This is a genomic window from Giesbergeria anulus, assembly GCF_900111115.1.
Taxonomy (GTDB): domain Bacteria; phylum Pseudomonadota; class Gammaproteobacteria; order Burkholderiales; family Burkholderiaceae_C; genus Simplicispira; species Simplicispira anulus.
On sequence record NZ_FOGD01000003.1, the window covers coordinates 135,566 to 148,942 of the forward strand.

Annotated in this window: 12 protein-coding genes and 1 pseudogene; 11 read left to right on the top strand and 2 right to left on the bottom strand. The window is 59.3% G+C overall.

Annotation, left to right across the window (positions count from 1 at the left end; translation table 11 throughout):
• The first annotated feature begins 1 nt into the window (after position 1).
• Positions 2 to 1,390 carry a GspE/PulE family protein gene (locus tag BMX55_RS07495; RefSeq protein ID WP_143059591.1) on the top strand — a complete coding sequence of 463 codons (1,389 nt, stop codon included), beginning with the start codon at positions 2 to 4 and terminating at the stop codon, positions 1,388 to 1,390.
• Between the two features lie 39 nt (positions 1,391 to 1,429).
• Here the strand turns inward: BMX55_RS07495 and BMX55_RS07500 are convergent, their stop codons facing one another.
• Together BMX55_RS07500 and BMX55_RS07505 are read right to left on the bottom strand one after the other, a co-directional pair.
• Positions 1,430 to 2,431, bottom strand: coding sequence for an NADP-dependent oxidoreductase (locus tag BMX55_RS07500; RefSeq protein WP_091455719.1), 1,002 nt, complete (start codon positions 2,429 to 2,431; stop codon positions 1,430 to 1,432).
• 72 nt (positions 2,432 to 2,503) lie between these two features.
• Positions 2,504 to 3,304, bottom strand: a pseudogene (locus tag BMX55_RS07505) (alpha/beta fold hydrolase); the annotation flags it as partial.
• Positions 3,305 to 3,408: 104 nt separating this feature from the next.
• On the opposite strand from BMX55_RS07505, the gene BMX55_RS07510 reads away from it, so the two are divergent.
• The 10 genes from BMX55_RS07510 to BMX55_RS07555 all read left to right on the top strand — a co-directional run bounded on the left by BMX55_RS07510 (position 3,409) and on the right by BMX55_RS07555 (position 13,372).
• Positions 3,409 to 3,852, top strand: a complete 444-nt coding sequence (locus tag BMX55_RS07510) for a winged helix-turn-helix transcriptional regulator (RefSeq protein ID WP_091455285.1) — start codon at positions 3,409 to 3,411, stop codon at positions 3,850 to 3,852.
• 135 nt (positions 3,853 to 3,987) lie between these two features.
• The gene (locus BMX55_RS07515; protein ID WP_091455288.1) at positions 3,988 to 5,109 is read left to right on the top strand and encodes a GGDEF domain-containing protein; all 1,122 of its coding nucleotides are present in this window, start codon (positions 3,988 to 3,990) and stop codon (positions 5,107 to 5,109) included.
• 77 nt (positions 5,110 to 5,186) lie between these two features.
• Complete coding sequence (rfbB, locus tag BMX55_RS07520) at positions 5,187 to 6,257, top strand: dTDP-glucose 4,6-dehydratase (RefSeq protein WP_091455290.1); 1,071 nt, start codon at positions 5,187 to 5,189, stop codon at positions 6,255 to 6,257.
• Positions 6,254 to 7,144 carry a dTDP-4-dehydrorhamnose reductase gene (gene rfbD, locus BMX55_RS07525; protein ID WP_091455292.1) on the top strand — a complete coding sequence of 297 codons (891 nt, stop codon included), beginning with the start codon at positions 6,254 to 6,256 and terminating at the stop codon, positions 7,142 to 7,144. Before rfbB ends, rfbD begins: the two co-directional genes overlap by 4 nt.
• A gap of 15 nt (positions 7,145 to 7,159) precedes the next feature.
• Complete coding sequence (gene rfbA, locus BMX55_RS07530; RefSeq protein ID WP_091455294.1) at positions 7,160 to 8,044, top strand: glucose-1-phosphate thymidylyltransferase RfbA; 885 nt, start codon at positions 7,160 to 7,162, stop codon at positions 8,042 to 8,044.
• An 11-nt stretch (positions 8,045 to 8,055) separates the two neighbouring features.
• Entirely contained in the window at positions 8,056 to 8,604 is a 549-nt protein-coding gene (gene rfbC / locus BMX55_RS07535) for a dTDP-4-dehydrorhamnose 3,5-epimerase (RefSeq protein WP_091455296.1), read from the top strand.
• 87 nt (positions 8,605 to 8,691) lie between these two features.
• Positions 8,692 to 9,792 carry a hypothetical protein gene (locus BMX55_RS07540; RefSeq protein ID WP_091455298.1) on the top strand — a complete coding sequence of 367 codons (1,101 nt, stop codon included), beginning with the start codon at positions 8,692 to 8,694 and terminating at the stop codon, positions 9,790 to 9,792.
• A gap of 101 nt (positions 9,793 to 9,893) precedes the next feature.
• A complete protein-coding gene (locus BMX55_RS07545; RefSeq protein ID WP_091455722.1) occupies positions 9,894 to 11,231 on the top strand; it encodes a zinc metalloprotease in 1,338 nt (445 codons plus the stop codon).
• A 75-nt stretch (positions 11,232 to 11,306) separates the two neighbouring features.
• Positions 11,307 to 12,464: a DUF1972 domain-containing protein gene (locus tag BMX55_RS07550; RefSeq protein WP_245751322.1), complete on the top strand. Its 1,158-nt coding sequence runs from the start codon at positions 11,307 to 11,309 to the stop codon at positions 12,462 to 12,464.
• The gene (locus BMX55_RS07555; RefSeq protein WP_091455303.1) at positions 12,461 to 13,372 is read left to right on the top strand and encodes a glycosyltransferase family 2 protein; all 912 of its coding nucleotides are present in this window, start codon (positions 12,461 to 12,463) and stop codon (positions 13,370 to 13,372) included. The genes BMX55_RS07550 and BMX55_RS07555 overlap by 4 nt, the downstream gene beginning before the upstream one ends.
• Positions 13,373 to 13,377: the final 5 nt, after the last annotated feature.

A 13,377-nucleotide genomic window follows, 5' to 3' on the forward strand; every position in this document is an offset into this window, starting at 1 on the left:
CATGCGCTACCCCCTGCCCTACGCTTTTGCCCGCACTGCGCAGTTGCTGCTACAAGACGACGGCCAGCAATTGCTGCTGTGCCACGGCCCCGCGCCCGATGTATCAGCCCTGTCCGAAGTGCTGCGCAAATACCCGACGCTGCAATTGCAAGCCGTGGACGCTCCAGCGCTGGCCCAGCGCATCAGCAGCGTCTATGCCCAAGGCGAATCCAGCGCCGCCACCGTGGTCAGCGAAGTTGAAAGCGATGCCGACCTCTCGCGCATGATGCAAGAACTGCCCGCCGTGGAAGACTTGCTCGAAGCCGCCGACGATGCCCCGATCATCCGAATGCTCAACGCCCTGCTTACGCAAGCGGCGCGCGATGGTGCCAGTGACATCCACATTGAGCCTTATGAGCGCCACAGCAGCGTGCGCTTTCGTGTTGACGGCACACTGCGCGAAGTGGTGCAGCCCAACCGGGCGCTGCACGCGGCACTGATCTCGCGCCTGAAGATCATGGCCGATTTGGATATTTCCGAAAAACGCCTGCCGCAAGATGGCCGCATCAGCCTGCGCTTGGGCACTCGCGCTATTGACGTGCGTGTTTCCACCTTGCCCAGTGCCCACGGTGAGCGCGCTGTACTGCGCTTACTGGACAAAACCAGCGAAAAAATCAGCCTAGAGGCCGTAGGGATGCAAGGCGAGGTGCTCACACGTTTTGAGCAGCTCATTGCGCAGCCGCACGGCATCATCCTTGTCACTGGCCCCACCGGCTCGGGCAAAACCACCACTCTCTACGCGGCGCTGTCGCGGTTGGACGCCAGCCAGAGCAACATCATGACGGTAGAAGACCCGATTGAATATGAACTGCCCGGTATCGGCCAAACCCAAGTCAACACCAAAATCGACCTAACTTTTGCCAAGGCCCTGCGCGCCATCCTGCGCCAAGACCCAGACGTCATCATGATTGGTGAAATCCGCGACTTTGAGACCGCGCAAATTGCCATCCAAGCCTCGCTGACCGGCCACTTGGTGCTGGCGACGCTGCACACCAACGATGCCGCCAGCGCCGTCACCCGCTTGACCGATATGGGCGTGGAGCCGTTTTTGCTCAGTTCCTCCCTGCTGGGCGTACTGGCGCAGCGGCTGGTGCGCAAACTGTGCGCACATTGCGCGGGCAAGGGCTGTGATGCCTGCGGCCACACCGGCTACCAAGGCCGCACCGGGGTGTTTGAGCTGCTCACTACCACCGATGCCATTCGCGCCCAAATCCACCAGCGCGCCGCCGAGGCCGACATCCGCGCCGCCGCCATCGCCAGCGGCATGGCCCTGATGCGCGACGATGGCGAGCGCCTGATTGCCAGCGGCATTACCAGCCGCGAAGAAGTGCTGCGCGTGACCCGCGATTGAGGCTCTGGCAAGACTTCAGCTGCTTTGGGCCGCACGGGGTTAGTACATCTTGACGACGATCTTGCCCTTGGATCGTCCTTGGGCCAGGTAATCAAGTGCTTCCTTTGCTTGCTCGAAAGGAAACACCTTATCGATCACTGGCCGGATGCGCTCCGTTTCGAGTAGTTTGCCTATTTCGCCAAGCTGGGCACCATCGGGGCGCGCGAAGAGGAAGGAGTAAGTGACGTCCCGCCTTTTCGCGAGGCGCATGATCTTGCGGCTCATCAAACCGAACACGAAGGTCAGGACGAAGTTGAGTCGCTTGGCACGAGCGAATGCCGCGTCCAGCGGCCCGACCAGAGAGACAATCGTGCCCCCTGGCTTGAGGATGCCAAGGGATTTCTCAATCGCATCCCCCTTGACGGTGCCGAGCACCGCATCGTAGCCGTGCAGCACTTTCTCGAATTCCTGCTGCTTGTAGTCCACCACCTCATCGGCGCCAAGGCTGCGCACCAGGGCGACATTGCCCGTGCTGGTGGTTGTTCCCACCTTGGCTCCTAGGTGCTTTGCCAACTGGATCGCGAACGTGCCGATACCACCAGAGCCTGCCGGGATGAACACCTTTTGGTCGGCCCGAAGCTTCGCACGCTCCTTCAAGGCTTGCCATGAGGTAAGCCCGACCATCGGGATCGATGCCGCCTGCACGAAGTCCAGATTGGCCGGTTTCAATGCGGCAAGATGCTCCGGCACCACCGCAAACTCGGCGATAGCGCCGGTACCTAGATCGAAGATATTGGCGAAGACGGCATCGCCGGGCTTGAAACGGGTCACGCCACTGCCGACCTCGGTGACTACACCGGCCAAGTCGCTGCCCAGCGTGGCCGGTAACTGGAAATGCAGAATCGGTTTGAATATTCCCGTCAGGATCATGTTGTCAACCGGGTTCACGCTGGCAGCGTGGACTTGCACGAGCAACTCATCGACCTTCAGCGTGGGGCGAGGCACGTCGGCGAAGCCGATCCCAGGCGACTTGCCATAGCGTTTGAAGGTCAGTGCTTTCATGGTTTGAGTGTTCATTTTTGGTCTTTCATCGGATGAGTCGGCGAGGAAGTCCAAAACCGCAGGCACAAAAGCCCGGTGGTGCTGGAAAATTCCGCCGTGCCCGGAGTCTGGGTAAATCGTCAACTGAGCATGGGGCAGACGGCGAGCCATGTCCGCCGAAAGGCTGCTGGCCACCATGAGGTCTTGGTCGCCATTGGCGACGAAAACGGGTTGTTGAATCACCGAAAGGTCGTCGGGCGTGCTCAGTCCGGCGGTTCTGATCGCCTGCAATTGGGCGCGTCTGGCTTGCAGGGAAATGGGCTTGTCGCGGTTCTCGGTGCGCTCCTTCAGCCGGGAGAAGTAGTCTTTTGCGGCGTGCTTGCCCTCCGGGGTACGGGGGAAGAACAGAAAATTCCTCGGATCGCTCAACGTGAGCGCCGCTTTGAGGTAAGCAACGACGGCGATTTTGTTGATCTCGTCGATCCCGCCACCACCTCTGGGCCCCGTTCCGGCAAGAACCATCCGACGCACGAGGTCAGGGGCTTGCAACGCAACCATTTGGGCGACGCCACCGCCCAAGGAGAAGCCGAGCAGATCCACCTGCTGGAGCCCCAAGGCCCGAATGAAGGCGATGGCATCCCGCCCCATCTCCTCAAGGGTGTGCGGTGCCGCTCCTCCCGAAGCACCGACGCCGCGATTGTCGAAGGCGATGACCCGGCGGTGTGCAGCGATGCCGTCGATCACACGCGGATCCCAGTCATCGAGCACGGCCATCAGGTGGTGCAGGAAAATGACCGGCACGCCGGAATCGGAACCAAGCTCCCGGTAGGCGAAAGGCACCCCGCACACATCAATGGTGCGGGTTGGCACGTTTTTCCATGTCACATGGCTCATCTACAAATGCTCCGTACGGGGTGGATTGCCCATTGTTCAAGTGTTACTATCAAATTGAAACGAACGATACTACCAATTTGAAAGTTAGTCACTACTAAAATGGTATGAACAACGAAAATAATGGCCATGAGCCTTGCCCCATCGCGCGCAGCTTGGCTTTCGCAGGTGATGCGTGGAGCATCCTGATCCTGCGGGATGCCCATGCTGGCCTCACGCGCTTCGACCAATTTCGCAAAAGCCTGGGTATCGCTCCAACGATGCTGACGCGGCGGCTAGCGACGCTGACGGAGGAAGGATTGCTGGAGAAACGACGCTACTCAGAGCACCCACCGCGTGAGGAGTATTTATTGACTGCGGCGGGTCGCGATTTTCTGCCGGTGCTCTTCATGATGGGTGCGTGGGGACGCCAATACCGGGGCGGCGGAAAATTGGTTCGCTTCTTGGATGCAGAAACAGGAACAGAAATTAAGGCAGTGGCTGTGGATGAAGTCACGGGGGCAAAGATTGGGACTCGCCCCATACGGATAGTCACGCCCGATGAAAGCTGATAGGTGGTGTGGCGCTGTAAGGTCAACGCGCCCAGTGCAAAAATCCAAAACAGTATCGGGAGATCGCCCCCAGAGTACACAACAAGCTGTAAGCTGATTGGACTGGCACCAGACCAGAGACAAAGGGGGAGCACTGTGGGAACCTTGCTGCAACGTTGGATTTTTGGGCAGGTCAGTTTTCAGGACAACGAGGAGTTTGACGAGTTCCGTTTTCGTTTCCTGATGATTGTGTTGCTGTCAGGCGCTGTGTGTACGGGTTTGCTGATCGTGGGCGACCATTCCAGCATCAACCGAATCGCTCCGTTGCACGTGCGCTCCATGCTGCTGTTTACCCTGTGCTCAATGGTGCTGTGGTGGTTGCTGCGTAGCCACAAAGAGCGGTTTTTGCCTGTCGCGGTGGTGTACGAGACCATTTGCCTGATGGAATACGTCTCTGCCTTGATCTTTGTTTCAGAAGATGAACTGCGGGTGCTTTGGTTTATGACCAACATTCCCGGCGTCTATATTTTGCTGGGACAACGGGCCGGGGCTTTTATCACCGGGCTCACGCTGGTGGGGTTGGCGTGGGGCAATCGTTATCTGGCCGCGCCGTATTCGCCCAATGCCTTGGCTACCCTGCTGACCAGCATTGCCTATACCGGCGTTTTCTTCCACTTTTATGGTGCGCGCTCGATTTCGTACTTTGTACGGATGCGCCAATCGTATGAGCGGGTGTTGCACATGGCCACCCACGACCCCCTGACCGGCGTGCTCAATGCCCGTGCTTACTATGCCACTTGCGACCAGTTGATCGAACTGGCCAAACGCCAGCGTACCCCCTATACCGTGCTGTTTGTGGATCTCGACCATTTCAAAGCCATTAACGACACCCACGGCCATGCCGCCGGAGACTTGGTGTTGCAAGCGGTGGCCTCGGCGCTGCAACAGGGTATCCGGGCCAGTGACGCTTTGGGCCGCATTGGTGGCGAAGAGTTTTCTATTTTCTTGCCCCATACCGATTTGACCAGCGCTAGCCGACTGGCCGAAACCCTGCGCCAGACCATCCAAGACCTGATGCCAGCCATCAGCGCTGCGCAGCGTATCCGCATCACTGCCAGCATTGGTGTCGCCCGCAACCAGCACAGTGACCAGACCATGCTGGCGATCCAGCAACAGGCCGATCAGGCCATGTACTTAGCCAAATCCCAAGGCCGCAATCGGGTTTCCTGCTTTGCTCAAGAAGATGCAGGCTTACAAACGGCTACCGGCACCCTCTGAGCCTATCGCGCCCTAGGGGCTTGAAAATACGATAATCCAAGGCTTCGCCGTTTGGCATTTACCCACCCACCTTCACCATGATTCTTGTCACCGGCGGCGCAGGCTTTATTGGCGCCAACTTCGTCCTCGACTGGCTGGCAGGCAGCGACGAGCCTGTTATCAACCTCGACAAGCTCACCTATGCGGGCAACCTCAACAACCTGTCTAGCCTGCAAGGCGATGACCGCCACATTTTTGTCCAAGGCGACATTGGCGACAGCGCCCTGCTGGCGCAACTGTTGGCACAGCACCAGCCCCGCGCGGTGGTCAACTTTGCTGCCGAAAGCCATGTAGACCGCTCTATTCACGGCCCGGAAGACTTTATCCAGACCAACATGGTCGGCACCTTCCGGCTGCTGGAGGCCGTGCGCCACTACTGGCAGGCCCTGCCCACTGATAACAAGTCAGCCTTTCGCTTTTTGCACGTCAGCACCGATGAGGTGTATGGCACCCTGAGCAAAGACGCTCCGCCCTTTACCGAAGAGCACACCTACGAGCCCAACAGCCCGTATTCGGCCAGTAAAGCCGCCAGCGACCACCTCGTGCGTGCTTGGCACCACACCTATGGCCTGCCGGTGCTCACCACCAATTGCTCCAACAACTACGGCCCCTACCACTTCCCAGAAAAACTCATCCCGCTGATGATCGTCAACGCGCTGGCGGGCAAGAACCTGCCGGTCTATGGCGATGGGATGCAGGTGCGCGACTGGCTGTATGTCAAAGACCATTGCAGTGCCATCCGCCGCGTGCTGGAAGCCGGGCAACTGGGCGAGACCTACAACGTGGGCGGCTGGAACGAAAAACCCAACATCGAGATCGTCAACACCGTTTGCGCGTTGCTCGATGAATTGCGCCCACGCACCGACGGCCAAAGCTACGCCAGCCAAATCACCTATGTGCAAGACCGCCCCGGCCACGACCGGCGCTACGCCATCGACGCCCGCAAGATCGAGCGTGAACTGGGCTGGAAGCCCGCCGAAACCTTTGATACCGGCATCCGCAAAACCGTGGCTTGGTACTTAGACAACGCTGACTGGGTAGCCAACGTGCAAACCGGCGCTTACCGCGACTGGGTGAGCAAGCAATACACCACCAAGGACGCCGCATGAACATTCTTCTTTTGGGCAAAGGCGGCCAAGTGGGCTGGGAGCTGCAACGCAGCTTGTCGGTGCTGGGCCAAGTGACGGCGCTAGACCACGACAGCACCGACTACTGCGGTGACTTCAGCAACCCCGCTGGCGTGGCCGAGACCGTGCGCGCACTGCGCCCGGACGTCATCGTCAATGCTGCCGCCCACACGGCGGTGGACAAGGCCGAGAGCGAGCCAGAACTGGCCCGCCTGCTCAATGCCACCACCCCCGGCGTGCTGGCCCAAGAGGCGGCAAAGCTGGGCGCATGGCTTATCCACTACAGCACCGATTATGTCTTTGCGGGCAACGGCAACCGCCCGTGGGTTGAGCAAGACGCCACCGGCCCCCTGAGCGTTTATGGCCGCACCAAACTCGAAGGTGAGGAACTGATCCAACAATCGGGCTGCCAACACCTGATTTTGCGCACCAGTTGGGTTTATGCGGCGCGGGGTGGCAACTTTGCCAAGACCATGCTGCGCCTTGCGCAAGAGCGCGACAGCCTGACTGTGATTGATGACCAATGGGGTGCGCCGACCGGGGCTGATTTGCTGGCCGATGTCACTGCCCACGCCATTCGCCACCTGCAACAGCGCCCGCAAGATGGCGGCCTGTACCACTGCGTAGCCGCTGGCGAAACCAACTGGAACCAATACGCCCAATTTGTGATTGAACAGGCGCGGCAACTGGCCCCGGCTTTACCGATTCAAGCCACCCAAGTGGCCCCGGTGCCCACCAGTGCCTTCCCCACTGCCGCCACACGCCCGCACAATTCGCGCCTCGATACCAGCAAACTGCAAGCCACCTTTGGCCTGCGCCTGCCACACTGGCAACAGGGCGTGGCCCGTATGCTGGCTGAAATTCTTTGATTACCCCCTGACACCATGACCACACGCAAAGGCATCATCTTGGCCGGAGGCTCCGGCACCCGGCTGCACCCCGCCACCCTGTCCATCAGCAAACAACTGCTGCCGGTGTACGACAAACCCATGGTTTACTACCCCCTGAGCACCCTGATGCTGGCGGGTATCCGCGACATTCTGCTCATCAGCACACCGCAAGACACGCCGCGTTTTGAGCAACTGCTGGGCGATGGCAGCCAATGGGGCGTGAATCTGCAATACGCCGTGCAACCCAGCCCGGACGGGTTGGCCCAAGCCTTCATCATTGGTGAAGAGTTTGTCGGCAACAGCCCCAGCGCCTTGGTGCTGGGCGACAACATCTTCTACGGCCACGACTTTCACCTGCTGCTCAATCGCGCCCATGCCCGTACCGAAGGGGCCAGCGTCTTTGCCTACCATGTGCAAGACCCAGAGCGCTATGGCGTGGCCGAGTTTGATGCCACTGGCAAAGTGCTGTCACTGGAAGAAAAGCCCACTGCACCTAAATCCAATTACGCCGTCACCGGCCTGTACTTTTACGACAACCAAGTGGTGGAGCTGGCTAAACACCTGCAACCCTCGCCACGCGGCGAGCTAGAAATCACTGACCTCAACCGCCTGTACCTAGAGCAAAGCCAGCTCAACGTCGAAATCATGGGCCGGGGCTACGCTTGGCTCGATACCGGCACCCACGACAGCCTGCTCGATGCCGGTCAGTTCATTGCCACGCTAGAGCGCCGCCAAGGTCTGAAAATCGCTTGCCCCGAAGAAATCGCTTGGCGCTACGGCTGGATTGATGCGGCCCAGCTAGAACAACTGGCCCAGCCGCTGCGCAAAAATGGCTACGGCCAGTACTTGATGCGCCTGCTGCAAGAAAAAGTCTATTAAGGTTTCATCCCATGCAAGCTACCCGTCTGCGTATTCCTGAAGTCGTGCTCATCGAACCCAAAGTGTTTGGTGATGCACGCGGCTTTTTTTACGAGAGCTTCAACCAACGTGCCTTTAACGAGGCCACCGGCACCAACCATGCGTTTGTGCAAGACAACCACAGCCGCAGTGCCAAAGGCGTGCTGCGTGGCCTGCACTACCAAATTGAGCAAGCCCAAGGCAAGTTGGTGCGTGTGGTGCAAGGGGCCGTGTTTGATGTGGCGGTGGATATTCGCAAAAGCTCGCCCACCTTCGGCCAATGGGTCGGGGCAGAACTCAGCGCCGACAACCACCACCAGCTTTGGGTGCCACCGGGTTTTGCCCACGGCTTTCTGGTGTTGAGCGAGAGCGCCGAGTTTTTGTATAAAACCACCGACTACTACGCCCCCGCACACGAACGCTGCATTGCTTGGAATGACCCCGATCTGGCTATCACTTGGCCCGATATTGGCATGGCCCCGCTGCTGTCTGCCAAAGACAGCCAAGGCCAAGCCTTGACCAGTGCCGCTACCTACCCCTAGGCCCTGCTACCCCCCAGTACAAAAAGCCCCCTTTTTGGGTGGGGTAGGACTATCATGTTCTCTCATCTGGTTTATTGAGAGAGAAATATGAAGCCATATACGCAATATTGGGTTCGCACGGCACTGGCAGCCGCTTGCGGCGCCGCATTGAGTTTGGGGGTAGTTGCCCAAGGCACTACGGTCGATTTCTCCAGTGCTCGTGGCACGGGCATGAACCAGCAAGACGTGCTGATGGAAAACGTGCGCGTGCAGGTGCCCGTGCCCAATCCGTTCCAGCCCGGCACCACCAGCGTGGTCACTACCAACTACAACGTCACTTTCCGCTTTGATCCCACTACCCTGCATCTGGTACCGGTGGGCATCCAGACTACGGATGGTGTGGGCTGTGCCGAGGCCCAAGTCACGGTGTATGATGCTGTGCGCGGTGCTGCTGCGCCGCTAGCCAATGCTTCTGTCACCATTGGTAGCCGTACCCTGACCACCAATGCTTTGGGCGTTGCCACCTTCTCGCAACTGCCTGAGGGCATGACCAGCCTGTCTGCAGCAGCATCTAACTACACCTCTGCCAGCCAAACCGCCGTGCTGCAATGTGCCAGCCCCAATCAGGTGGCTGTGGCCTTATCGCCTGCGGGTGGTACCCAAGGGGGATTGGGCAGTGGTCAGTTCCGCATCATTCTCACTTGGGGCGAAAATCCCCGTGATCTGGACTCGCACATGACCGGCCCTGCCGCCGATGGCAGCCGCTGGCATGTTTACTACAGCGCTAAAACGGCAGGTGGTATGTGCGCTCTGGATGTGGACGATACCAGCTCGTTGGGGCCAGAGACCATCACCTGCCCGCCCACCAACACCACAGCCACCTTGCAACCCGGTGTGTACCGCTATTCCCTGCACCATTATTCTGGGACGCAAAACATCGGTACCTCTGGGGCCAGTGTGCGGCTGGAGTTTGGCAACGGCCAAACCTACAACTTTACGCCCCCGGCCACCAACTATGTGGGCAGCAAGGATGTCTGGACGGTGTTTGAGCTGACAGTGCAGGCCAATGGCAGCGTCAGTGTGGCCCCGGTTAATGCTGTTATGCCCGGCATTTCTGCGGGTAGTGTGACCAGTACCCAGCCTATCGCCGCAGGCACTGGCTTGGGTCAGATGGAAAGCCCCGTGACTTTCCGCGATCTGACAAAATAAGCCCTTGAGTGCAGGGCCAGCCCCTGCGCTGTATCACCAGCCCCTGTGCCCTGTGGTTTTACAGCCCACGGGGCTTTTTTTGACGTCACCGGATGACCACGATGGTAACTACTGCCACCGATTTAGAAACCATTGTTTATTCTGGCGACCACCGCGTCGATGCTCTGCTGGGTTTTCCTGCCGTTTGGAACTTTTGGCCCGATGGCCGCAAGGTGCTGTACTACACCTTTGATGCCAGCACTGGCAGCATCATGGATGTAGAGACCACGCAGTCGGTCACGGCGTTCAATGTTGCGCAGCAGCAGGCTGCGCGCCAGATTTTGCAATATGCCAGTGCGGTTACTGGCATTGTCTTTAGCGAAGTGGGCAGCAGTGCCTTGGCCGATGTGCATTTTGCAGCCACCAACTTGCAAGGCCGCACCACTGCTGGTCTGACCTCCTCGTTCTACAGCTATTACACCGACCGCAATGATGTCCTGACCGATCTAGATGCCGAAAGCTTGGTGTATCTGGACAATGTGGAATACGCCAGCAGCAACCAGCAACCTACAGCAGGCTCGGTGGGCTATGAAGTCCTGCTGCATGAAATCGGCCACATGCTGGGCTTGGGCCATCCCTTTGATACCACCTACGCTCTACCGGCCTCCGAAGACCATACCAATAACACGGTGATGTCTTACACGGATCGGGGCAGCCCCAAATCACAGTTTCAAGCCTACGATTTACTCACCCTAGACTGGATTTATGGCCGCGATGGCTTGGGTGGCAGTTGGGGCATGAATTCCAGCCACGGCCCCACGCTCAATTTGGGTAGCACCGAGCCGGTCATTGAGCGCGGTACGCTGCAAAATGACCGCCTCATCAGCACTGCTGCCAACCAATCCTTTGATGGTCTACAAGGCATCGACACCGTGGTGCTTGATGGCTTGCGCTCCAGCTATACCCTCACGCGCCAAGGCAGTGGCTGGCAATTGCAAGACAGCGTGGCAGGCCGCGATGGCACCGACACCCTGAACAACATCGAGCGCTTGCAGTTCTCTGACAAAGCAGTGGCTTTGGATTTGACTGGTGCCGCTGGCACTGCTGCTCGCTTGCTGGGGGCCGTCGTGGGGGTTGCGGGGCTCAACCGTGCTGATTGGGTGGGCGTGGTGCTAGACGCTGTTGATTCCGGGCTGCCCAGCACCACTTTGAACCAACTGGCCTTGCAGGCGGTGCTTGGCCCCAACGCCAGCCATGCGCAAATTGTTTCGCACCTGTACAGCACGCTCTACCACCAAGCCCCTGCGGCTGCCACCTTGCAGTCCCTCACGGCTGCATTGGACTCTGGGCAGTACACACCGGCAGATTTTGTCGCGTGGGTAGCTGCCAGTGATACCAATGCCAGCAATATCGGCCTGGTGGGTCTGAGCACGCAGGGGTTAGCTTTTGTCCCGGTCTGAGGCCCAGCACTGTCGCACTACTACTGCGGGGATAATCGCTGCTTTGGCCGTTTGGCATTCGCATGGGGCATTTTTTTGAGACACAACAGCAGGCCGGTGCTGCGCATTGCCATTTTGGGCACGCGGGGCATACCCGCCAGTTACGGCGGCTTTGAGACCTTTGCCGAGCAATTGGCCACGCGCCTAGTGGCCCGGGGCCACCAAGTCACGGTCTATGCCGAGGCCGATAGCGCTGGGTTGCCTGACACTTGGCACCAAGGCGTGCGTATCCGGCACATCCAGCGTCCGCGCTGGGGGGCGGCCTCCGTCATCGCCTACGACTGCCGCTGCTTGGCCGATGCCCGCCACGGCCATGATCTGCTCTATATGCTGGGCTATGGCGCCGCTTGGGCCTGCTGGTGGGCACGCAAGGTCTGGGGGCAGAAGGTCTGGCTCAATGTGGATGGCCTAGAGTGGGCACGCAGCAAATGGAGCCCGCTGGCCCGTGCCTATCTGCGGGTGATGGAGTGGGTATCGTCTTGGGCACCTACGCGGGTGTTGGCCGATGCCCAAGCCATTGCAGACCGGTATCGCCAAATCTATCCGCATGGAGTGCCGTGCAGCTTTATTGCCTACGGTGCGCCGCTGGTGGATGCCGGTGCCCAAAATACCGATGCGCTGGCGCAATGGGGTTTGCAACCGGGGCGCTATGTTTTGGTGGTCGCCCGGCCCGAACCAGAAAACCATGTGTTAGAGATCATCCAAGGCCATGCCCGTGGTACTTGTGCTTGGCCGTTGGTCATCGTCGGTGACATCAAGCCCGTCACGGCTTACCAGCGCACCCTGCTGGCCCACGCCAGCGAGCGGGTCAAATTGATTGGTGGCGTTTATGACAGCGCACTGCTGGGCTGTTTGCGACTGCACGCTGGCTGCCATGTGCACGGCCATTCTGTGGGGGGCACCAATCCCTCACTGCTCGAAGCGTTGGCCTGTGGCAATGTGGTCATTGCCCACGACAACCCCTTTAACCGCGAAGTCGCGCGCAGTGCTGCGCTGTATTTTCAGTCGCCGCAAGAACTAGCCGAGTGTTTGGCTAGCGTTGCTGCCTTGACGCCTGTGGCCCGGCAAAGCATGGCCGAGCAAGCGCGGCAGATTGTGGCTACCCACTACACATGGGAAGGTATCGCCGACGCCTACGAGGCGCTGATGCAGGCCGAAGTGGCAGGCGCTGTACCCCCGGCAGCCCGTCCATGAGCGCCGCAAACCAAGTCTATGCCGTGGTGGTGTCGCATTGCAGCGATGCAGAGCGCCTTGTATTGCAATTTGAGCGCCTATTAACGCAGGTGCATACCGTGGTCTGGGTAGACAACGCCTCAGGCGAGGCGCTGCGGCAATTGCAATCACGCTGGCCGCGTGAGCGCGTACACCCCCTTTGGCTTGATGAGAACCAAGGCATTGGCGCAGCGCAAAACCGTGGCATAGAGTGGGCCTTGGCACGCGGTGCCTCGCACGTTTTGTTGATGGACGATGACAGCCTGCCCGCCCCCGACATGGTAGTGCGCTTGCTAGAGGTGTTGCACGCCCAACCTTTGGCCGCCGCTGTCGGGGCCTGCCATACCGATTCCAGAAGAGGTGTCGCCCGCAGCCCCTTCACCACGGTTCGGAGCGGGCGTTTGCATTGGCTGGGCTGTACCGATGCGCAGCAGGTCTGGCAGGTCGATCATGTGATTGCATCGGGCTGCTTGATTCCTGCGTCCGTGTTACAGGCCGTGGGCTGGATGCGCGAAGATTTTTTTATCGACTGGGTGGATATCGAATGGTGCCTGCGCGCACGAGGCCACGGTTATCGTATTTTTGGCGCTTGTGGTGCTTTGCTAGAGCACTCGCTGGGCGATAAGGTGGTGCAGGTGCTGGGCCAAGAAATCGCCCAACACGCGCCGTGGCGGCATTACTACCAAGCGCGCAATTTTGTTTTGATGCTGGGGGCTTGCCCGATAGATTTGCCAACCAAGATCCACATGGTGCTGCGCCAGTTGAAGCGCTTTTTGGTGTTTTCTACCTTGGTGCCGGGGCGTGGGCAGTATTGCAAAATGTGGCTGCGGGGATGGTTCGATGCTTGCCGGGGGCGCTCTGGGCCGTTGTTGCCCCCCGGCAGTCGGTAAGCCAC

Excerpts from the sequence above, each read along its gene's own strand:
- BMX55_RS07495 (WP_143059591.1), top strand. The coding sequence starts at position 2 with ATGCGCTACCCCCTGCCCTACGCTTTTGCCCGCACTGCGCAGTTGCTG.
- BMX55_RS07500 (WP_091455719.1), bottom strand. The coding sequence starts at position 2,431 with ATGAAAGCACTGACCTTCAAACGCTATGGCAAGTCGCCTGGGATCGGC.
- BMX55_RS07510 (WP_091455285.1), top strand. The coding sequence starts at position 3,409 with ATGAACAACGAAAATAATGGCCATGAGCCTTGCCCCATCGCGCGCAGC.
- rfbB (WP_091455290.1), top strand. The coding sequence starts at position 5,187 with ATGATTCTTGTCACCGGCGGCGCAGGCTTTATTGGCGCCAACTTCGTC.
- rfbD (WP_091455292.1), top strand. The coding sequence starts at position 6,254 with ATGAACATTCTTCTTTTGGGCAAAGGCGGCCAAGTGGGCTGGGAGCTG.
- rfbA (WP_091455294.1), top strand. The coding sequence starts at position 7,160 with ATGACCACACGCAAAGGCATCATCTTGGCCGGAGGCTCCGGCACCCGG.
- rfbC (WP_091455296.1), top strand. The coding sequence starts at position 8,056 with ATGCAAGCTACCCGTCTGCGTATTCCTGAAGTCGTGCTCATCGAACCC.
- BMX55_RS07540 (WP_091455298.1), top strand. The coding sequence starts at position 8,692 with ATGAAGCCATATACGCAATATTGGGTTCGCACGGCACTGGCAGCCGCT.
- BMX55_RS07545 (WP_091455722.1), top strand. The coding sequence starts at position 9,894 with ATGGTAACTACTGCCACCGATTTAGAAACCATTGTTTATTCTGGCGAC.
- BMX55_RS07555 (WP_091455303.1), top strand. The coding sequence starts at position 12,461 with ATGAGCGCCGCAAACCAAGTCTATGCCGTGGTGGTGTCGCATTGCAGC.